Here is a 20,916-nt window from a genome sequence, read left to right as displayed (position 1 = left end):
AAAGGAGGTGCATGGATGAAAACGTTAATTTATGCCCACCGTGGTGCGTCTGGGTCTTATCCGGAAAACACGATGAAGGCTTTTGAACAAGCGGCAAAAGCAGGGGCAGACGGCATTGAATTTGATGTCCAATTAACGAAAGATGATGTACCTGTTGTAATTCACGATCGCACGGTCAACCGAACAACCAATGGGCAAGGCCCTGTTTGCCAATACATGGCCAATGAGTTGAAACAATTGAATGCAGCTGCCAAGCAAACGTACCAAAAACAAGAAAGTATCCCTTTCCTGTCTGAACTGCTCGACTGGGCAGCGAGTTATCCGTCGCTCCATTTAAACCTAGAAATAAAAGGGTACGGCCAGCCGCATGAACGGGTCATTGATGCGATTTTGCCGCTCATTCGCGATAACCGGTTTAAAGAGCGTCTTGTTGTTTCTTCATTTGACCATATGTTGCTAGCAAAGTTGCAAGCCCATTTACCTTTCATTGAAACGGCAGCACTTGTAAAAGGGCCTTTATTTAAAGCAACCAGCTATCTGAAGCAGTTAGGGGCAAAAGGCTACCATTTAGATAGTATGCACGTATCAAAAGAATTAATTGAAGAAATGAATCAGGCAAATATTGCTGTTCGGGCCTTCACTGTCAATGACACGACAACTTTGAAAAAGCTATTTTCTTGGGGCTGTCCAGCCGTTTTCACAGATTTTCCGACACGAGCACTCCATTTGCGTGAAACGTTTTTGTAGGAAGCAGCAGAGACACGGCAAATGCATAGAGAGCTATAGCGCTCTAGAGCCTTTATTCAAAGGAACGCCCTATTCAATTAGACGATTGCTCATTCAATTGCAATGCATTTTTATCTATTTTTTAATAAGCCCCGTTTCCGGCATGTCGAATGTTGCTCATCGCCAACTGGAATCGGGGACTTACCCACGTTCACGTAGCTATCAAACTTGGCGTCCTCCCGGTAATTCCCTTTCAAACTACAAGCCGTAAACCAAGCAATCCCCTTTAGGCAAATGGAGGATTGACCTTTTGCCAAAATCATTCCCTCTCGTTAGTTCGCTAGTGTATGTTTCCTCCTAACAATCAGCCATTTTTAGTGTGCAGCCCGATAATTTCTATTAAGTTCAAATCGTTCTTACGGCGATTTAGCAGCGTCTGCGCGTTAAGCCTTGTTAAAAAGCAATGATAGAATCTGGCCCAATCCTGTGACTACCATGTCAGGACAACTTCGCAACGCACCTTTACTTTTTGAAAACTTTTCCTTCTTTAACGGAACGGGGAAAAACACTATTCAAACAGCTGAAAAAGAGGTAAACTACGGAATGAATTGACATGTTCAAGTGAGGAAGGTGTGAGCAGCATGAAAGAAATTGATGTGTCTAAGTTCGAAAAAAAAATCATTCTTCGCCATATCGAAGAAAAGGATTTTAACGATATTATAAATTTGTCAAAACTATGCTTTCCAAATATGGAGCCGTGGCGCCGTGAAGAATTAAAGAGCCACATTTCCATATTTCCAGAGGGCCAATTTTGCGTCGAATACGATGGGCAAATCATTGGCTCTTGTTCTAGTTTAATTATCAATTTTGATGAATACGACGACCAGCACACTTGGGATGAAATTACCGACCAAGGCTATATTACCAACCATGATCCTGATGGCTACAATTTATACGGGATTGAAGTAATGGTGCACCCTGATTTTCGCCGCATGAAAATTGGCCGCCGTCTATATGAAGCGCGGAAAGATTTGTGCCGGGAAAAAAATTTAAAAAGCATTATTATTGGTGGGCGCATCCCAAACTACTACAAATATGCGGACAAAATCTCACCACGGGAATATGTAGACCAAGTAACGATGCATAATATTTATGACCCGGTTTTAACGTTCCAAGTTATTAATGGCTTTTCCCTTAAACGTGTTAACGCCAATTACTTGACTGATGACAAAGCGAGTATGAAATATGCAACATTAATGGAATGGAATAATATTGACTACCAGCCATCTACGCCAAAAAGGCGTTTTAAAACGTCTTTTCCTGTGCGGATTACGACGATCCAATACGAGATGAAAAAAATTGCTTCATTTGATGATTTCGCTGTCCAATGTGAGTATTATGCAGATGTAGCAGCTAGTTACCAATCCGATTTTGCTGTTTTTCCTGAAATTTTCACGCTTCAGCTATTATCTTTTCTTCCCGAGAAAAGTCCAAGCCAGGCGATTCGCCGTTTAACGGAGTTTACAGAGGATTATATTGCACTGTTTACGACGCTTGCTGTTCGCTACAACGTCAATATAATCGGCGGGTCCCATTACGTAGAAGAAGAAGGGAAAATTTATAATATCAGCTATTTGTTCCGCCGTGATGGTACGATTGAAAAACAATATAAACTCCATATTACCCCAAACGAACGGCTTTTTTGGGGAATTAGCGGCGGCGACGAAGTAAAAGTATTTGACACAGATTGTGGCAAAATTGCCATTCAAATTTGTTATGACATTGAGTTTCCAGAATTGGCCCGTATTGCTACTGACAAAGGGGCGAACATCATCTTTTCGCCATTTTGTACAGATGACCGCCAAGGCTATTTGCGTGTCCGCTACTGTTCCCAGGCACGGGCGATTGAAAACCAAATTTACACCGTCATTTCTGGCACAGTCGGCAATCTTTCTGATGTGGCCAATATGGATATCCAGTATGCCCAGTCTGGCATTTTCACGCCGTCTGATTTCACGTTTCCCCGCGACGGCATCGTAGGGGAGTGCAGCCCTAATATTGAAACCGTCGTAGTAGGAGACGTTGATTTGGAAATTTTGCGGCGCCACCGCCGTTCTGGCAGCGTTAATCAATTACGTGACCGCCGTGATGACATTTATCATGTCGTTTACAAACAGTAAGTGAAAGCAGACTGAACAGACATGATCGAATGTGTCTTAATAGAAAGGAAGAATCACAATGCGCTTGCCGCCATTAACGAAAATGCAGTTCATTCATCGCCCCAATCGTTTTGTTGTCGAGTTAAAGCGGGCTGACACAGGGGAAAGCGTCCTGGCCCATTTGCCTGATCCAGGACGTTTGCGTGAATTGTTAGTAGAAGGCGCCGTCATTTGGGCGGAGCCTGCTGTTGACCCGTTACGAAAAACGGCGTGGACAGCTGTGCTATGTGAGACGCCTGGCGGTGACCTTGTTTCATTGAAAACGACTTTTGCCAACCAATTAGTAGAAGAGGCGCTAGCCTCCCATTCGCTTGAAGCATTTAGTGGCTGGCAGCTAGAAAAAAGAGAAGCAACAATAGGTAAATCGCGCTTTGATTTTTTGCTTTCGAAAAACGGACGGACGCTGGTGCTTGAAGTAAAGAGTGTAACGCTTGCTCGCGGCAGCAAAGGGTTTTTTCCAGATGCCGTCACGAAAAGGGGCGCAAAACATGTACGGGAATTGACTGCTTTGAATTTGTTGCCCGAGTATGAGAGCGCGATTCTGTTTGTCTCTCAACATAGCAACATTAGCACAGTGGAAATGGAAAGCAGCATAGACCCCGATTTTGCCAAAGCGATTAAGGAGGCAAACGATAAAGGCGTGTTCATTAGCGCCGTGAGCACGGAACTATCCAAACAGAACATTTGTTTAAAAAATCGGATTCCGGTTATCGTCTGACTTCTCTGTTATTGTGAAAAAATGCTATGATAAGGAAAGTGAGCAAACAGATTGGGGAGTTGTCGATGGTTCATTCTTTTTCAAGTGAATTGCGGGGTGAGTATATACAGCAGCTGGAAGGGGACGCCTTCGATTTACTAGTAATCGGTGGAGGGGTTGCAGGAGCGGGCATTGCCCTTGATGCAGTAGTCAGGGGTATGAAGACTGTTTTAATTGAACGAGCCGATTTTGCTTCAGGTTCTTCAGGTGCCTGGTCAACCCTTTTCCATAATGAGAGTAGGCAGGCCCACCAGCTTGACATGAAATGGCACGGAGAATATGTCAAAGAGCGCTTGATTTTACATGAAAATGCCCCGCATTTAATGAAACAGCTTCCTTTGCTGCTTCCTGCTTTTAAAGTCAGCATGTTTGGCAGGCATTCTTTCGGTTCAAAGGTAGTTGAACGTATATCAGACTTAGCAAGAAAGGAAAAGCGCAAACATTTATCTAAAAAGGAACTGAATCGCCTTGCGCCTTTGCTCTCTGACAAATCGATCAAAGGGGCTGTTCTCTATCATGAATTTTGGCGTGACGATGCACGGCTCGTTTTTGACTTATTAAAAGAAGCAACTAGAAGGGGAGCAATGGCGCTCAATTATATGAAAGCAGAGACATTTCTCTATGAAAATGGGAAAGCTGTCGGTGTGGTGGCAATCGATCAGTTGACTGGCGAAGCTTATAAAGTGTTCGCTAAAAAGATTATTAACGCGACAGGGATTGAGGCAGATACTCTTCGGGAGCAAGACCGGTCTATGTCGGCAAAGACGATTGGCTATATGACTGATGCTTATATGGTCATTCCAAAAGAGCTGCTTGCGATTGACCAAGTTGTTTATTTGGAATTGGACGACAAAAAGCTGATTAGTCTGGCGCCAAGGGGCAAGAAAGTCGTGTTGTCTTTGACAAACAGCGATGAAAGGGACAAAAACGAACGAGAGGTCATGTTGGCGAAAATCAATCAGACGTTTCAGCAAGCACAGATCACACCCGATGATATTGAAGCCTCATGGCATGTAAAGCGGCCAATTGTGATTGAAACAAACAAAAAAAAGCATGAAGCGATCAGGAAAAATGATTGGTTTGAATCTGCTTCAGGCCTTGTAACCGTAGTATGTGGGCACACTACTGGTTATCGTTTATTGGCCAAGCAAATTCTTGACCGTATCGCCAAAAAAGCAGGTCCTTTTTCTCCGTGCGAAACGGATACAGTCACCCTTTCTGGCGGCTATGCAGGCAGCGTTGACCAATTTGACAATTATAAAGAAAAGCGCCTCGCTGAAGGGGTGCAGTATGGAATTAGCAGAGAAAAGGCACAAGAATTAGTTGATATGTATGGTTCGAATGTAGGGGCCATTTATGCACGCTTTTGGTCTTATAAAAAACAAGCGCGTCTATTTGGGTTGCCGCCGGTTATTTTTGCGCAGCTGCTGTTTTCGATTGAAGAAGAAATGGCGGTTACGCCCGCAGACTTTTTAGTCAGGCGCACGGCGATGTTCTACTTTAATAAAACAGAAGCGTTACATGTCCAAGAAGCGGTTTTTCGCTACATGCGTGATCGCTTTAATTGGAGCGAGGAGCAGGAAGCGCAATACCGATTAGAATTGGATGCCTTGATCAAGCCTGCAAGCAGGTAAGTCGTTTTTTTGCTGGCAAACCAAGGGAATGCTGTGTAAAATGATAGCGTAGAGCAGTTTTTATGGGAGGGACTCTTTTGAATATTGCGGAGAAAGTGGAACGCTGGAACCAATTTGCACAATTAGAACCAGATGTGCGTCAACAATTGGACGCCATTTTGGATAATGATAAGGCGCTTGAAGATTGTTTTTACCGGGAACTTGCCTTTGGAACAGGAGGCATGCGTGGGGAAATCGGGCCAGGACCAAACCGGATGAATACATATACTGTTCGAAAAGCAGCCGAAGGATTGGCCCGCTTTATTGAAAAACGAGGCGAGAAGGCAAAAAGCAAAGGAGTGGCGATCGCTTTTGATTCCCGCCATAAGTCGGCAAAGTTTGCTCATGAAGCAGCAATCACGTTAGGCGCTCATGGCATTAAAGCGTACGTTTTTGAAAGTTTGCGGCCGACGCCCGAATTGTCGTTTGCCGTCCGTTATCTCGGGGCTGAAGCAGGCATTGTGATTACCGCTTCTCATAACCCGCCTGAGTATAATGGCTTTAAAGTATACGGCGCAGATGGCTGCCAATTTCCGCCTGCCCCTGCAGAAGAGCTTGTCGCTTGCGTGCAATCAATCGAAGACGAATTGGCTATTGAAGTTGGCGATGAAGAAGAATTGAAAGCAGCACAGTTATACGAGCTCATCTCTACTGAAATGGACGATGCTTATAACGAACAATTGAAGACGATTTTGCTTCAGCCTGAAATGGACAAGAATTATGGCGATGAGTTGGCTATTGTGTTTACACCGCTCCATGGCACAGCGAATATTGCGGTTAGGCGCGCCCTAAAGGAGAGCGGGTTTACAAACGTTACAGTGGTCGCTGAACAAGAGCAACCTGATCCTGATTTTTCAACTGTTTCTTCACCAAACCCAGAGGAACATGCAGCCTTTACATTGGCGATGGAGTATGGGGAGCGCCAAGGGGCAGACCTTTTGCTTGCTACAGACCCGGATGCAGACCGTGTAGGGCTTGCAGTGAAAGATGACGAGGGGAACTACATTGTCTTGACTGGAAATCAAACGGGCGCGCTTTTGCTTGACTATCTTCTCGAAACACGCCAGCAAAAGGGGACTCTTCCGCAAAATGGCGTAGTCCTCAAGACGATTGTCACGTCTGAACTAGGCCGAGCAGTTGCTGACGCTTACGGGCTGACAACGATTGATACATTAACAGGCTTCAAGTTTATCGGCGAAAAGATGGGCGAATATGAACGTTCCGGTGAACATACATTTTTGTTCGGCTATGAAGAAAGCTATGGCTATTTAATAGGTGATTTCGTCCGCGATAAAGATGCTATTCAAGCTTGCCTGTTTGCTGCTGAGTTGGCACTCCATTATAAGCGTAAAGGCATGACGGTTTATGAAGCATTGCAGCAAGTCTACCGCAAGTATGGCTATTACCGTGAAGGGTTGCAATCATTAACGTTAAAAGGAAAAGAAGGGGCAGAAAAAATTGCTTCTATTCTTGCCTCTCTCCGTCAAGAAGCGCCGACACATATGGCTAGCAGGCTCATTACAACAGTTGAAGATTTTGAATCGAGACAAGCGCTTGCCACTGCAACAGGAGAACGGACAGCGATTGAATTGCCAGCATCAAATGTACTGAAGTACACACTTGAGGACGGCTCGTGGTTCTGTGTGCGTCCTTCTGGAACAGAACCTAAAGTGAAGTTCTATTTTGGTGTTGTCGGTTCAAGCAATGGAGAGAGTGAACAAAAACTGAATCAGTTGCAACAAGCGGTCATGTCTTATATGGAAGCTTTTATTTCTTAACATTGCCCTTGCGTACAGGCTTGCTGTACGCTAAGGGCTTTTTCTTCGTTCATGTTCCCCCGCTGCTGTTCATAGAATAGGAAGACAGCGAAGGAGGGAGCGCGTTGTCTAACAATTGGAAAGAACTGCAATATGCGATTGAAGAGATTACTGAAATTGCTAAAGGGTTTGGCCTTGATTTTTATGAAATGCGCTATGAAATTTGCCCAGCGGATATCATCTACACATTCGGTGCTTATGGAATGCCAACACGGTATAACCATTGGTCGTTTGGCAAGCAATACCACAAAATGAAGCTCCAGTATGATTTAGGGTTAAGCAAAATTTATGAGCTCGTTATTAATTCTGATCCATGCTATGCCTTTTTATTAGACAGCAATAGTTTGATCCAAAATAAGCTTATCGTCGCCCATGTGTTGGCCCATTGCGACTTTTTCAAAAACAACATTCGCTTTTCTAATACACGGCGCGATATGGTAGAGAGCATGAGTGCAACCGCCGAACGGGTTGCCCACTATGAACATATTCATGGCAAGGAGCAAGTTGAAAATTTTCTTGATGCCGTTTTGGCGATTCAAGAACATATTGACCCTGGGCTTGTCAAGCCAGTAGAGAGCAGCGACTTGACATTTGAAAAGCCACGGGCTTCTGAATACGAGGATTTGTGGAATTTAGAAGAGCAGCCTAAAAAGGAAGCACCTCCAAAAAAGAAACGTTTTCCTGAAAGCCCTGAAAAAGATGTGCTCCGTTTTATCGAACACCATAGCAGGGAATTGGAACCTTGGCAGCGTGATATTTTGACAATGATGCGCGAAGAAATGCTTTATTTCTGGCCGCAATTGGAAACGAAAATCATGAATGAAGGCTGGGCCTCTTTTTGGCATGCACGAATTATTAGAGAGATGGATTTAACGAGCGAAGAGGCAGTTGAATTTGCGAAGTTGAACGCTGCTGTTGTCCAGCCATCGAAAACATCCATTAATCCTTATTACTTAGGGTTGAAAATTTTTGAGGATATTGAACAACGCTACAACGAGCCAACAGAGGAAATGCAGCGCAAACAAGGGATTAAGCCAGGGAGCGGGCGAGAAAAAATCTTTGAAGTCCGTGAAATTGAATCGGATACATCCTTTATCCGCAACTATTTAACAAAAGAGCTCGTCCACCGGGAAGACATGTACTTGTTCCAAAAACAAGGTTCTGACTATAAGATTGTCGACAAAGCTTGGGAAGGCGTACGCGACCACATTACTCAATCGCGGGTCAATGGCGGGTTTCCGTACCTAGTGGTGACGGATGGCGATTACTTAAAAAATGGTGAGCTTTATATTACACATCGTTTTGAAGGAATTGAACTTGATGTTGGCCATTTGGAGAGAGTCCTTCCTTATCTATATCAACTATGGGGCCGCACGGTTCATTTGGAAACAGAAATTAATGAAAAGCAGATCGTTTTTATTTACGACGGCGGCAAAATGCACCGCAAGTATTTATAGGGGCAGCAGACAGCCCTTTTTTTGTGCAACGTAAGCGAATGTCTTTATGTTACATAGACAAACAAAAAAATTTCAAAATGATCGATATATTAATTGACGGTCGATTCGTTTCAGAGTAAGATAGATTTTACGACTCTACGGTATTTCGTAATTCTAAGCATTGAATTTAAGAGGTGGTGTAACGGTGGAGACTTTTAGGCGTCTGGCAACGTTTTATCTTCCAGATAAAAGGTTTTTCGTGTTTTCATTGATCGCATTGTTTTTTGTGACAGCGATCACGGTTGTTTATCCGGTCGTTTTGCAAATCGCCATTGATGTTGGTATTAGCGGCGGCGAATACGGCATTATCCCTTACTTGGCGATCGGTTTGATTTTAATCATGGCAGTAAAGGGAATCGCCACGTACATCAACCAATATTTTGGTGATTTGTTTGGCGTACGGGCTGTTTATCGTCTTCGGAAAGCGCTTTATAAAAAATTGCAATTCCTTCCATTTACTTATTACGACAATGCTAAAACCGGCGATTTGATGTCAAGGCTAACAGCGGACGTGGAAGCATTCCGCTTTTTTCTTTCGTTTGGCTGCGCCCAGCTTGTCAACTTTGTCCTGCTTGTCGGCTTTTCGCTGATCGTTATGTTTTACTATTCAGTCCCCTTGACAATTGTGACAATGGTGACATTGCCGTTTTTAAGTGTCGTTGTTTACAAGTTTGATAAACGGGTACACCCGGGATTTCGTCGTGTCCGTAAATCCCTTGCTTCGCTCAACACAAAAGTGCAAGAGAATGTAAGCGGCATGCATACGGTCAAAGCTCTTGCCCAGGAAGACACAGAAAAAAGCCGTTTCCATAAACAAAATGACGATTACCGTGCAAAAAACGTAGAAGTCGCTAATGTATGGGGAACGTATTTTCCGTTAATGGAATTCATCGGCAATACGTCTGCTGTGCTGCTTCTTGGTTTCGGCGGTTATTTAGCGGTACAAGGCCAATTGACAGCTGGCGAATTAACGGCTTTCTTTAGCCTTGTATGGTTTATTATTGGTCCGATTATGAACCTTGGATTTATTATCAACACGTTTTCACAGTCAAAAGCGTCAGGAGAACGTTTGCTTGAAATACTGGATGAAGAGGAGCGGAAAAACGGAGTAGAGCAAACAAGCTCGTATGCGAAGCTTGAGGGCGATGTCGTTTTCAAAAACGTCGAGTTACGCTATAACAACAAAGCCAAAAATGCGCTCACGGACATCTCTTTCCATGCACCTAAAGGGTCGACAATCGGGCTTGTCGGCGCAACAGGCTCAGGAAAATCAAGCATTATCCAGCTTATCATGCGCTTTTATGAAAAAACAGCGGGTGATATTCTCATTGACGGCAAACCGGTAGAAGATTATGACGTAAAGGAACTGCGGAGCAACATCGGCCTCGTGCTTCAACAAACGTTTTTGTTCTCTTCTTCTATCCGTGACAACCTTGCCTATGGAAACCCTGATGTTCCGATGGAAGAGATTGTAGCGGCAGCTAAGCGTGCAGATGCACATGACTTTATTAGCTCGCTTCCAGACGGATACGACACGATTCTCGGCGAACGGGGCCTCGGTCTTTCTGGAGGGCAAAAGCAGCGGATCGCCATTGCCAGGGCTATGATCTTAAACCCGAGCATTCTAATCCTAGACGATGCGACCAGCGCTGTTGATATGCAAACAGAAATGAAAATCCAGCAAGCGCTAAAAGAAATAATGGAAGGGCGGACAACGTTTGTCATTGCCCATCGGATATCATCTGTAAAGCATTGTGACAAGATTCTCGTTCTTGAAGATGGGAACATTGTTCAAGACGGAGATCACGAAAGCCTTCTACAGGAAGAAGGGCTATACAGGCGGATTTACGATATCCAAAACCAAGATCAACAATATGTGCTGCAACAAGCGTAAGGATGTGACCAGGCATGGAACAGGCAAGAAGGAAAACTCGTTTTCACTATTCAACTGAGGAAATTATTGAAAAACCCTTTAACTGGAAACAAATGACGCGTCTATTTTCGTTTTTGGCGCCTTACGCAAAAAGCCTGTTGCCAAAAACGATTTTTGTTATGCTGCTGGCGACGGCAGTGCGGCTGATTGTTCCAATATTTATCGGCGTATTCGCTGTCGACAGGCTGGAAAAAGGGTTAGCGACCACCGCTGATATGGTGCTTTATGCAGGCATTGTTTTAAGCTTGTATCTATTCGCCTATATAGCCAATCTTTTCCGTATCCGCTGGACGAATCAGCTTGGCCAGCATGTTATTTTTGACATTCGCAAAAAGCTGTTTGACCATATCCAGCATTTGTCCCATCGGTTTTATGACCAGCGTTCAGCTGGCTCGATTCTTGTAAGAGTAATCAATGATGTCAATTCTCTCCAAGATTTGTTTACAAACGGCGTTATTAATTTATTGATGGATGCGGTCATGCTCGTTGGGATTGTCGTCATATTATTTTCGCTCAGCCCAGAACTTGCGGTTGTCATTCTCATCGTTTTGCCGATTATGTTTTTTATTTCTACGAAACTGCGCCGGCAAATTCGCCGCGCTTGGCAAACCGTGCGTTTGCGCCAATCTAGGCTGAATTCCCATTTGAATGAGAGCATTCAAGGAATTCGCGTGACACAAGCCTATGCACAAGAACATGAAAACATGGATTTCTTTGACGAAGTGAACAGCCAAAACTATGAGAGCTGGCGCCAGGCTACACGCATGAACGCATTGTTCCGGCCGTTTGTTGAAATGGCAAGCGCACTTGGAGGAGCGATATTAATTTGGTATGGCGCGTTTTTGATCCAAAGTGATGCTAGTACATTAGAATTAGGTGTGTTTGTATCTTTTGCTTTTTACATTGGCATGTTTTGGGAGCCAATTTCCCGTTTAGGGCAAGTGTACAACCAGCTTCTTGTCGGTATGGCTTCGAGCGAGCGGATTTTTGAATTTCTTGATGAAAAGCCGAATGTCGAAGATAAGCTAGATGCGAAGCCGCTTACGGACATAAAAGGAGAAATCGTCTTTAAAGATGTCGAGTTTTCTTACGACGGCAAACGTCGGGCATTAAACGGCGTTGACCTCACCTTTCATGCCGGCACGACAGTCGCTCTTGTCGGCCATACCGGTTCTGGCAAGTCTACGATTGTCAACTTGATGAGCCGTTTTTATGATCCAACTTCAGGGGAAATTTACTTAGATGGCGTTGATTTAAAAGACATTCGTCTTGCCGATTTGCGCAAACATGTCAGTTACGTCCTCCAAGACACATTTATTTTCGCAGGCACAATCATGGATAACATTCGCTTTGGCAATCCTTCAGCAACAGACGAAGAAATTATAGCAGCAGCAAAAGCAATTGGAGCCCATTCCTTTATTGAAAAGTTGGAACAAGGCTACCAAACTGAAGTCGAAGAACAAGGGAATGTGCTATCTGTAGGAGAACGGCAATTACTTTCCTTTGCCCGGGCGTTAATTGCCGATCCGCGCATTTTAATTTTGGATGAGGCTACCGCTAGCATTGATACAGAAACCGAAGTGAAAATCCAAAACGGGCTTAAAACGCTGTTGGCAGGCAGAACGGCGATCATGATTGCCCATCGCCTCTCAACGATTCGTGATGCCGACAACATCATTGTCCTTGAACATGGCAATGTGATTGAACAAGGTACCCATGACCAGCTGATGGAAAAGAAAGGGACCTATTTTGGACTTGTCAAGTCCCAATATGCCGCAATCAAGGATTAAAAAGAAGCTTTCCTCCTTTGCCGGAGGAAAGTTTTTTTCAACACATAAATTGATTGACTTTTTTGTCAAAGGAGGAGTAGAATAGAAGTCATTCAATTAATCAGATTTTTTTGTGAGTGGACGAAAAAAAAAGAGAAAAAGACTAAGAGATACCGGGGTGTTAGAGATGAAGTATGCATTTGCACAAAGGGTCCGCCATTTGAAGTCATCAGCTGTTCGAGACATCTTAAAAGTGGTGAACCGAGGGGACGTCATTTCCTTTGCAGGAGGCTTGCCAGATGATGGCTTATTTCCGCTAAAGGCGATTGAAGAAGCATTTAGCCGCGTGTTTGCGAGTGGAAATAAGGCATTGCAATACGGAGAAACAGAAGGGTATCTGCCTTTGCGCGAAGTGATTCTTGAACGGATGGAGAAAAAAGGCATAACAGGCTTAACTGCTGATGAGATGTTATTGACGACTGGTTCGCAGCAGGCAATCGATTTATTTTCCCGGGTGATGATTGGGCCAGGGGACGTTATATTTACGGAAGAGCCAACTTATTTAGCGGCATTGCAAGTTTTTCAGTCTTACGAAGCGACAATTATTCCTGTTAAATGTGATGCAGACGGAATGATGATGGACGATTTAGTTCGAAAAATAAAAGAATATAAGCCTAAAGTCATTTATGTAGTTCCAACATTTTCAAACCCGACAGGCCGTGTTTGGACGCTTGAGCGGCGCAAAGAATTAGTGGGCTTAGCGCGTAAGCACCATGTCCTTGTTTTTGAAGACGATCCATACGGCGACATCCAATTTACTCCAGGGGGCTATACGCCAATTGCGGCTCTTGATGATGGATCCCATGTGTTGTATACGAGTACGTTTTCCAAAACGGCCGTACCTGCTTTACGAACCGGTTGGATAACGGGCCCATACCAAATTATTCGCATGATGGCGCAAGCGAAACAGGCCAATGACTTGCACTCCAACTCGATTGGGCATCAGGCACTTTACCATCTATGTCGCGACTTCGATTTTGATGGTCATATCCACAACATTAGTGAGTTGTATGGACACCGGAAGAATGTTATGGTTAATTGTTTGCAAGAGGCGAAAGAGCGCGGCTCGATCCAGTTTATCGAACCAGAAGGCGGCATGTTCCTATGGGTAGAGGCAGAACCGCACATTAATACAGAAGCTTTGCTGCCACGCGCTGTAGAAAAGGGAATGGCCTATGTACCAGGAAGGCCTTTTTATGCAGGAGCACCCCAATTAAATACACTGCGCCTTAACTTCACTCATGCAACTGATGCAGAAATTGAAAAAGGTATGAGCATTATGCTCGGCATTTTTGAAGAAGCGAAAGAGCAGTCATTGCTATTGAACTAACTAATCGCTTAGCAAAAGGAGCTGTCCCAAAAGGTCATAGATAAATGACCTTTTGGGGTGGCTTTTTTACATTTGGATAAAAAAGCACAAAAAAATCGCCTCATCGTTTAAAATGAAGGTACCACTACCAAAATTCAAACGAAAGCAGGCGATTTTTTTGCGTAACCCAAAGGTCACTTTCCAAGAGTATACCATGAATCAACTCTATCTGCCTATGGATTTTTCCGATCTTATCCCCGAACATCATGTCGCGCGTGTGGTCAGTGACGTGGTGGATGGGTTGGATGACGATTTCTTTGTTCGTGCGTATGAAGGTGGGGGCAGACCTGCCTATCATCCGAAAATGATGACAAAGATTGTCCTATATGCGTATACGCAACGTTGGTTCTCGTGCCGAGCCATGGGACAAGCCCTCAAAGAAAACCTGCCGATGATGTGGCTCGCTGCTGGACAAGCCCCAAACTTTCGGACGATCAATCGCTTTCGCTCAGAACGTTTCCAATCGTTGATGGAAGGCCTGTATACCGAAATGACGCATCTTCTGATCGAAGAAGGCTATGTCGACATGGAGGCCTATTTTCTCGATGGCACCAAAATCGAAGCGAACGCCAATAAATACTCGTTCGTTTGGAAAAAGAGCACGCTTTCCCACGAAGAGAAGCTTCAAATGAAAATCGATAAAACGTTAGAGGCCATTCAAGAAGCGATTACGTTGGATACCGAAACCTTAAAGCAGGAGGACGCCACGTTTGAACGGCAACGAATCAGCCGCAAACGTCTTCAAGACGTCGTCACAAAGGTGGAAAAGGAACTGGATGCGCTGGACCAAGCCATCGCAGAAGCCCCATCCAAAGAAGAAAAACGGGCCCACAAAGAAGCGAGCAAGCCACTACGAAAGGCCTATCGAAGCTTAACGAAAGACCATCTTCCTCGTTTGGAAAAATACGAAGAACAGATGGGTCTCTTTGGCGAGCGCAACAGCTTTTCTAAAACCGACCCAGATGCCACGTTCATGCGGATGAAAGACGATCACATGAACAATGGGCAACTCAAGGCAGGGTATAACTGGCAAGTGGCGACGCAAAACCAATTCATTCTTCACTACACGGTTCACCAACACCCAACCGATATCCGTTGTTTGATCCCGCATTATGAGCACCTTAAAGCGACAGGTCTGCCTCTGCCAAACTGGTTCATTGCCGATGCAGGCTACGGAAGTGAAAGCAATTATCTTTACATGGAAGAGCAAGAAACGGTCACATCGCTCATTCCCTACATCACCTATCGCCAAGAGCAAAAACGATCATTCCCAAAGCAGACCTACCATCCGTATAACTGGTGGTATGACGAACACGAGGATGTCTATTGGTGCCCAAACAACCGGAAGGTCGCCTTTAAAGCCTATCGCCGCCGTACCGATCGCTATGGATTCAAGCGCGACTTTAAGATTTACGAATGCGAGTCCTGTGAGGGGTGTCCGTTCAAAGCGGACTGTACGAAGGCCAAGGGGAATCGCCAAATCCATTACAACCCCGTCTACGAGGAACTCAAAGCCAAAGAAGCGGCCAAACTGCATAGTGAAAGGGGAGCCACACTCTACGCGCAAAGAAAAACGGACGTCGAGAGTGTATTTGGGCATGCCAAACAAAATCTCGGGTTTCGACGATTCCATCTTCGCGGGTTGGAGAAGGTGACGGTGGAGCTTGGTTGGCTGGGATTGGCCCTCAATCTGAGGAAAATGGCGGGCAAGGCCTGCCATTATTCACTCAAAACAACGACCCATCAAAAAAAGGGGAGTCGAGATCAACTCAAATCTCGACTCCCCTTCTTCATTTTAAAGGCTTTTGGGACAACCCCTGTCTTTTGGCAAACGCTCGCATCCTTTGTAGTTCATCTGAAGCTGACAAGCGTTTTCTATCAATCTGAATAATTTTTCACATATTCCGCAATCGTTTTATCCGTTCTTCTGGCGGCGGATGGGTTGAAAATAACGACGCGGCTTTCTTTTTTAATGGGTCCGCAAAGTATAGCGATGCGGTTGAAGACGATGCTTCTTCCACAGGAATACGCGTATTCGTAATATTTTCCAGTGCGCTTGCTAACGCTACAGGGTTGCGGGTCAACTCTACTGCACTCGCATCAGCCAAATACTCGCGGTTGCGGGAAATGGCAAGCTGCATCATTGTGGCTACAAGCGGCGAAAGCAAGACGAGGAAAATGGCAATGATGAGAATAAGCGGATGCTTGTTGTCTTTATTACGTCCTCCAGAAAATACGAAAAAACGCATGCCGAGATCGCTCAATATGGCGATTGCCGATACGAGAGCGACGGCAATGGTAGATAAGCGTATATCATAATTGCGAATATGGGCCACTTCATGAGCAAGCACACCTTCAATTTCTTCGCGGGAGAGGCGCTCCATTAATCCGGAAGTGACGGCTACAGCGCCTGATTTTGGCGAAATCCCTGTTGCAAAGGCATTCGGGCTTTTGTCTTGAATAATAAAAATTCGCGGCATCGGGATCCGCGCTGCAATGGCTAATCCCTCGACGGTGTGCCATAAAAACGGCTGTTCCGTTGATGAAGTGATCTCACGGGCGTGGTTCATGCGCATGACAACATTGGTGCTTGTGGAAATCATAAAGATCGTATAGCCTCCGGCGATGACCGCGGCAAAAATAGCGCCGCTTACGTAATCGCCGGCACGCACGTACGTAATAGCGGCGCCGATCAAGAGAACAAAAACAATAAAGAGGGCGACCAAAAAAACCGTCTTTCGTTTATTGCGGGCAATCTGGATATGAAACAATGGCTCCCCTCCTTAAAATTGCACTTTTACCGGTTCTTTTTCCTCATCAGGAATGTCAAGGAGTTCCATGCGCATAAAAGAATGAATATTAGCAATCAGATTGGATGGAAACGACTCCAGCTTGGTATTATAGCGCATCACGGTTGAATTATAAGCTTGACGGGCGTACGCAATTTTATTTTCTGTTCCAGCAAGCTCTTCCTGAAGCTGCAAAAAGTTTTTGTTCGCTTTTAAATCGGGATACGATTCCCCAAGGGCAAATAATTGCCTAAGCATGCCGTTTAGCTCAGCATTTTGCTCGACACGTTCGTGGCGGCTCGCATTCGGCTGGGCAATGACGTTTCGTTTTTCAATGACGCCAGTCAACGTTTCCTGTTCATGTTTGGCGTAGCCTTTTACGGTTTCAACGAGATTGGGAATTAAATCATAGCGTCGCTTTAACTGCACATCAATTTGTGCCCACGATTCCTCGGCCCAATTTCGATGCTTAACGAGTGAGTTGTAGCTAGCAATCCAAGCAAGCCCAATAACAGCAATGATGACAATGATAAGAATAATCATCTCTATGTACCACCTTTCTTTTAATACCATTTACGGACAGCAAAAATCGAAGTTTCGTTTTTCATAAAAAAAGTCTAGCATGGATGGCGTGAAAAGAACAGCATAGCCACTGGATGGGGCAAATAGGATAAACAGAAAGGATTTGACTTACGAAAAAGAGTACGTTACGATTTTGGTAACGCTTTCATTTCTAAAAGTTGGCTTTTTCCTGAACGGTCGCTCAGATTATGAAAAGAAGGAGAGCATGCCATGACAGTCAGACTGACAAAAGACCAAGAAATGATTAAAGACATGGTTAGGCAATTTGCCCGCAAGGAAATTGCCCCACTAGCGCGAGAGCTAGATCGAGATTCGCGTTTTCCAGAGACGATTTTTAAAAAGATGGGGCAGCTTGGCTTGCTCGGTTTGCCGTTCCCCGAAAAATACGGTGGGTCAGGAGGAGATACGGTCTCTTATGCACTTGCTGTCGAAGAAATCGGCTACGCATGCGGCGGTACCGGCTTGAGTTATGCTGCAGCGGTATCTCTTGGTGCAAGTCCGATTTTCTACTACGGCACAGAAGAACAAAAGCAAACCTATTTAGTTCCACTTGCAAAAGGCGAATCCCTTGGTGCATTCGGGTTAACAGAACCAAATGCTGGTTCTGACGCGGGTGGGACGCAGACAAAAGCTGTCTTTGAAAACGGCGACTATATTCTCAATGGTGAGAAATGTTGGATCACGAATGCCATGTACGCGCAAACCGTTATCATTACTGCCGTTACCGGCACGCAATCAAACGGCAAAAAACGGATTTCAGCGTTTATTGTACCAACAGATACACCTGGGTTTACGATTACGGCTCCTTACGACAAAATGGGTGTCCGCGCTTCAAACACATGTGAACTTGTCCTTGAAGATGTCCGTGTCCCTGAAAGCAATTTGCTTGGCGATCCTGGAAAAGGCTTCAGTCAATTTCTTTACACGTTGGATGGTGGGCGAATTTCAATTGCAGCCCTTGCAGTCGGCATTGCCCAAGCTGCCTTTGACCGGGCGTTAGCCTATGCGAAAGAACGAAAACAATTTTCGAAGCCGATCGGCTCATTCCAAGCGATTCAATTTAAGCTAGCCGATATGGCGATGGAAATTGAACTTGCTCGTAATATGGTGCACAAGGCAGCTGCTTTAAAGGATGCAGGAGCACCGTTTGGCAAAGAAGCGGCCTATGCCAAACTGTTCGCTTCTGAAATGGCAACACGCACATGCAACCAGGCCTTGCAAATTCATGGCGGCTATGGCTATATGCGCGAATATGAAGTAGAACGGATGCTCCGTGATGCCAAGCTATTGGAAATTGGCGAAGGCACTTCGGAAATCCAACGCCTTGTCATTGCTAGGCATTTAGGGTTAGCAGCTTTACAGCAAAAGGAGGCGAAACGGTGATCAATACAGTATTAATTGCCAACCGTGGCGAAATTGCCTCGCGCATTATCCGTACATGCAAAAAGCTTGGCGTAAAGACGATCGCTGTTTATTCAGAAGCTGATTGCAATGCAGAACACGTCACGCTTGCCGACGAGGCCTACTGCATTGGCGGTTCACGTGTCCAGGAGAGCTATTTAAACCAAGAACAGATTTTGGCTGTTGCCAAACAAGCAAAAGCTGATGCCATTCATCCCGGTTACGGGCTGTTGTCCGAGCAAGCTTCATTTGCGACCGCCTGTAAGGACAATGGGCTAACATTTATCGGCCCTTCAGCAACGGCAATTGCGCTGATGGGCGATAAATTGCAAGCTAGAAAGACGATGGAAGCAGCGGGCATCCCTGTTATTCCAGGAAGTGGCGCCCTCGCCTCAGCAGCAGAAGCAAAGACGAAAGCAAGGGAAATTGGCTTTCCGGTTATGGTCAAAGCCGCTTCAGGTGGCGGCGGCATCGGCATTGATGTGTGCCGGAATGAAGAGGAAATCGAAGCAGCTTTTGCCCGAAACGAAAAGAAAGCACGTATGTTTTTTGGCGACAGCTCTCTTTATTTGGAGAAGTTGCTTGAGCGGCCGCGTCACATTGAAATTCAAGTGCTCGCTGACAGCGATGGCCATATCCTCGCATTTGGGGAGCGGGAATGTTCCATTCAAAGGAGACATCAAAAAGTTGTTGAAGAAGCGCCATCTCCTTTTTTAGACCAAACGACTCGTGAGGCGATGGAGGAAATGGCGAAAAAAGCAGCTGCCGCCATTGGTTATGAAAATGCTGGCACAATTGAATGTTTGCTAGACAGCGACGGAAATTATTACTTTTTGGAAATGAATACACGGCTGCAAGTCGAACATCCAGTGACAGAGGAAGTCTTTGGCATTGATCTTGTGGAATGGCAATTGCGGATAGCAAATGGCGATGTGCTGCCGTGGCAGCAGCATGAGCTCAGAGGCAGCGGCCATGCGATCGAAGTCCGCATTTATGCAGAAGACCCAATACGCTTTTTCCCTTCGCCTGGGATTATAAAGGACATCTCTCTTCCGAAACAACCTTTTATCCGCCATGAATGTCCGGTGAAAGCAGGAAGCGTGATTACACCGTTTTATGATCCGATGATCGCTAAGCTCATTGTTAAAGGGGGCACGCGCATTGAAGCGATTACTCGATTAAAGGAAGCGCTCAATGACTATGACATAACAGGGGTAAAAACCAATCTGCCGCTTTTGCGGGCAATATGCGATCACCAAGCTTTTATTGAAGGCAACACGCCAACATCCTTTTTAAATGATTATAAAGAAGAACTTTTCATAAAGGAGAGAGAAGCATGAACCATATTACAGCGACAATGGCAGGAAACGTTTGGAAAGTTACAGTAAAAGAAGGCGACGAAGTGAAGGCTGGGGATGAAGTCGCCATTTTAGAATCAATGAAAATGGAGATTCCAATTGAGGCAGAGCGTGCAGGGAAAGTCAAGGCGATCGTAAAGCCAGAAGGGGAGTTTGTCAACGAAGGGGACGTTTTGATTGAGCTCGATTAAAACGCTTGTGCAGACAGCAGCTGACGATGGAATTGCCCGTATTACGTTAAACCGTCCACAAGCAGCCAATGCGCTCTCGCTTGCGCTTTTAGATGAACTCGAAGCGGCTTGCGACTGGGTTGAACAAGATCGCAGCATCCGTGTTGTCATTTTAGCCGGCGCAGGCGAAAAAGCGTTTTGTGCCGGCGCTGACTTAAAAGAACGGGCAAACATGACAGAAGTCGAGGCAATCTATGCGGTCAAGCGGATTGGTGAGGTGATTGCACGTGTGGAAAAGCTTCCACAGCCTGTCATTGCCGAAGTTGGGGGCAGTGCCTTTGGCGGCGGGTTGGAACTGTGTCTTGCTTGCGATGTCCGCATTTTTGCCGAAGACAGTTTTTATGGTTTGACGGAAACCAAATTGGCGATTATTCCAGGAGGGGGAGGGACGCAACGGCTGCCTCGTTTAATTGGCCCAGGAAAGGCAAAGGAACTCATTTTCACGGCAAGGCGTTTAACTGGAACAGAAGCCCGTAAATACGGTTTTTGCGAATGGGCACTGCCTCGAGAAAAAACATCCGAAGCTGCTTCACAGTTGGCGATTGAGATGGCGAGCAACGGCCCGATTGCGCTGCAAGCAGCAAAAAAGGCAATTAACGAAGGGGCAGCCCTTCCTCTTGAAGCCGCTTTGGCTGTGGAACGCGAAGCATATTTACAGACATTGCAAACCGAGGATCGTTTAGAAGGGCTTGCTTCATTCAAAGAAAAGCGCCCTCCCGTTTACAAAGGCAAATAGG

Annotated in this window: 16 protein-coding genes; 14 read left to right on the top strand and 2 right to left on the bottom strand. The window is 45.3% G+C overall.

Annotated elements, in window-relative coordinates; all coding sequences use genetic code 11:
* The first annotated feature begins 15 nt into the window (after nucleotides 1-15).
* From BC8716_RS20960 to BC8716_RS20910, 10 genes are all read left to right on the top strand, one after another.
* Nucleotides 16-747, top strand: coding sequence for a glycerophosphodiester phosphodiesterase (locus tag BC8716_RS20960; RefSeq protein ID WP_094428829.1), 732 nt, complete (start codon nucleotides 16-18; stop codon nucleotides 745-747).
* 620 nt (nucleotides 748-1,367) lie between these two features.
* Nucleotides 1,368-2,906, top strand: coding sequence for a bifunctional GNAT family N-acetyltransferase/carbon-nitrogen hydrolase family protein (locus BC8716_RS20950; protein WP_063608295.1), 1,539 nt, complete (start codon nucleotides 1,368-1,370; stop codon nucleotides 2,904-2,906).
* Nucleotides 2,907-2,964: 58 nt separating this feature from the next.
* Nucleotides 2,965-3,663, top strand: coding sequence for a DNA/RNA nuclease SfsA (gene sfsA, locus BC8716_RS20945; protein ID WP_063608296.1), 699 nt, complete (start codon nucleotides 2,965-2,967; stop codon nucleotides 3,661-3,663).
* A gap of 38 nt (nucleotides 3,664-3,701) precedes the next feature.
* Nucleotides 3,702-5,336, top strand: coding sequence for a glycerol-3-phosphate dehydrogenase/oxidase (locus BC8716_RS20940; protein WP_169715980.1), 1,635 nt, complete (start codon nucleotides 3,702-3,704; stop codon nucleotides 5,334-5,336).
* A gap of 77 nt (nucleotides 5,337-5,413) precedes the next feature.
* The gene (locus tag BC8716_RS20935) at nucleotides 5,414-7,153 is read left to right on the top strand and encodes a phospho-sugar mutase (protein WP_094428823.1); all 1,740 of its coding nucleotides are present in this window, start codon (nucleotides 5,414-5,416) and stop codon (nucleotides 7,151-7,153) included.
* A gap of 104 nt (nucleotides 7,154-7,257) precedes the next feature.
* Nucleotides 7,258-8,649 (top strand): SpoVR family protein, encoded by a 1,392-nt coding sequence (locus BC8716_RS20930; RefSeq protein WP_094428821.1) that lies wholly within the window; start codon nucleotides 7,258-7,260, stop codon nucleotides 8,647-8,649.
* Nucleotides 8,650-8,833: 184 nt separating this feature from the next.
* Complete coding sequence (locus BC8716_RS20925) at nucleotides 8,834-10,582, top strand: ABC transporter ATP-binding protein (protein ID WP_094428819.1); 1,749 nt, start codon at nucleotides 8,834-8,836, stop codon at nucleotides 10,580-10,582.
* 14 nt (nucleotides 10,583-10,596) lie between these two features.
* On the top strand, nucleotides 10,597-12,411 hold the full coding sequence (locus tag BC8716_RS20920) for an ABC transporter ATP-binding protein (RefSeq protein WP_094428817.1): 1,815 nt from the start codon (nucleotides 10,597-10,599) through the stop codon (nucleotides 12,409-12,411).
* Between the two features lie 166 nt (nucleotides 12,412-12,577).
* Nucleotides 12,578-13,780: an aminotransferase-like domain-containing protein gene (locus BC8716_RS20915; protein ID WP_094429324.1), complete on the top strand. Its 1,203-nt coding sequence runs from the start codon at nucleotides 12,578-12,580 to the stop codon at nucleotides 13,778-13,780.
* Between the two features lie 157 nt (nucleotides 13,781-13,937).
* A complete protein-coding gene (locus BC8716_RS20910; RefSeq protein WP_322500140.1) occupies nucleotides 13,938-15,710 on the top strand; it encodes an IS1182 family transposase in 1,773 nt (590 codons plus the stop codon).
* A 4-nt stretch (nucleotides 15,711-15,714) separates the two neighbouring features.
* Here BC8716_RS20910 and htpX read toward each other — a convergent pair whose 3' ends face one another.
* Nucleotides 15,715-16,590 carry a zinc metalloprotease HtpX gene (gene htpX / locus BC8716_RS20905; protein WP_094428816.1) on the bottom strand — a complete coding sequence of 292 codons (876 nt, stop codon included), beginning with the start codon at nucleotides 16,588-16,590 and terminating at the stop codon, nucleotides 15,715-15,717.
* 12 nt (nucleotides 16,591-16,602) lie between these two features.
* Nucleotides 16,603-17,151, bottom strand: coding sequence for a LemA family protein (locus BC8716_RS20900; protein ID WP_011246349.1), 549 nt, complete (start codon nucleotides 17,149-17,151; stop codon nucleotides 16,603-16,605).
* A 249-nt stretch (nucleotides 17,152-17,400) separates the two neighbouring features.
* On the opposite strand from BC8716_RS20900, the gene BC8716_RS20895 reads away from it, so the two are divergent.
* The 4 genes from BC8716_RS20895 to BC8716_RS20880 are packed head-to-tail and all read left to right on the top strand — an operon-like array spanning nucleotide 17,401 to nucleotide 20,915.
* Nucleotides 17,401-18,573 carry an acyl-CoA dehydrogenase gene (locus BC8716_RS20895; RefSeq protein ID WP_011246350.1) on the top strand — a complete coding sequence of 391 codons (1,173 nt, stop codon included), beginning with the start codon at nucleotides 17,401-17,403 and terminating at the stop codon, nucleotides 18,571-18,573.
* Nucleotides 18,570-19,931, top strand: a complete 1,362-nt coding sequence (locus BC8716_RS20890; protein ID WP_094428813.1) for an acetyl-CoA carboxylase biotin carboxylase subunit — start codon at nucleotides 18,570-18,572, stop codon at nucleotides 19,929-19,931. The genes BC8716_RS20895 and BC8716_RS20890 overlap by 4 nt, the downstream gene beginning before the upstream one ends.
* Nucleotides 19,928-20,140, top strand: a complete 213-nt coding sequence (locus tag BC8716_RS20885; protein ID WP_094428811.1) for an acetyl-CoA carboxylase biotin carboxyl carrier protein subunit — start codon at nucleotides 19,928-19,930, stop codon at nucleotides 20,138-20,140. The genes BC8716_RS20890 and BC8716_RS20885 overlap by 4 nt, the downstream gene beginning before the upstream one ends.
* On the top strand, nucleotides 20,136-20,915 hold the full coding sequence (locus BC8716_RS20880; protein WP_169716021.1) for an enoyl-CoA hydratase-related protein: 780 nt from the start codon (nucleotides 20,136-20,138) through the stop codon (nucleotides 20,913-20,915). The genes BC8716_RS20885 and BC8716_RS20880 overlap by 5 nt, the downstream gene beginning before the upstream one ends.
* Nucleotide 20,916: the final 1 nt, after the last annotated feature.

It is taken from the genome of Shouchella clausii, assembly GCF_002250115.1.
GTDB lineage: Bacteria > Bacillota > Bacilli > Bacillales > Bacillaceae_D > Shouchella > Shouchella clausii.
The sequence above is the reverse complement of the archived record's forward strand: the minus strand, read 5'-3'. Positions and strand labels throughout refer to the sequence as shown.

What these genes read in the sequence shown, in the direction of transcription:
- BC8716_RS20920 (WP_094428817.1), top strand. Translation starts at nt 10,597, where the DNA reads ATGGAACAGGCAAGAAGGAAAACTCGTTTTCACTATTCAACTGAGGAA.
- BC8716_RS20960 (WP_094428829.1), top strand. Translation starts at nt 16, where the DNA reads ATGAAAACGTTAATTTATGCCCACCGTGGTGCGTCTGGGTCTTATCCG.
- BC8716_RS20885 (WP_094428811.1), top strand. Translation starts at nt 19,928, where the DNA reads ATGAACCATATTACAGCGACAATGGCAGGAAACGTTTGGAAAGTTACA.
- BC8716_RS20915 (WP_094429324.1), top strand. Translation starts at nt 12,578, where the DNA reads ATGAAGTATGCATTTGCACAAAGGGTCCGCCATTTGAAGTCATCAGCT.
- BC8716_RS20900 (WP_011246349.1), bottom strand. Translation starts at nt 17,151, where the DNA reads ATGATTATTCTTATCATTGTCATCATTGCTGTTATTGGGCTTGCTTGG.
- BC8716_RS20950 (WP_063608295.1), top strand. Translation starts at nt 1,368, where the DNA reads ATGAAAGAAATTGATGTGTCTAAGTTCGAAAAAAAAATCATTCTTCGC.
- sfsA (WP_063608296.1), top strand. Translation starts at nt 2,965, where the DNA reads ATGCGCTTGCCGCCATTAACGAAAATGCAGTTCATTCATCGCCCCAAT.
- BC8716_RS20895 (WP_011246350.1), top strand. Translation starts at nt 17,401, where the DNA reads ATGACAGTCAGACTGACAAAAGACCAAGAAATGATTAAAGACATGGTT.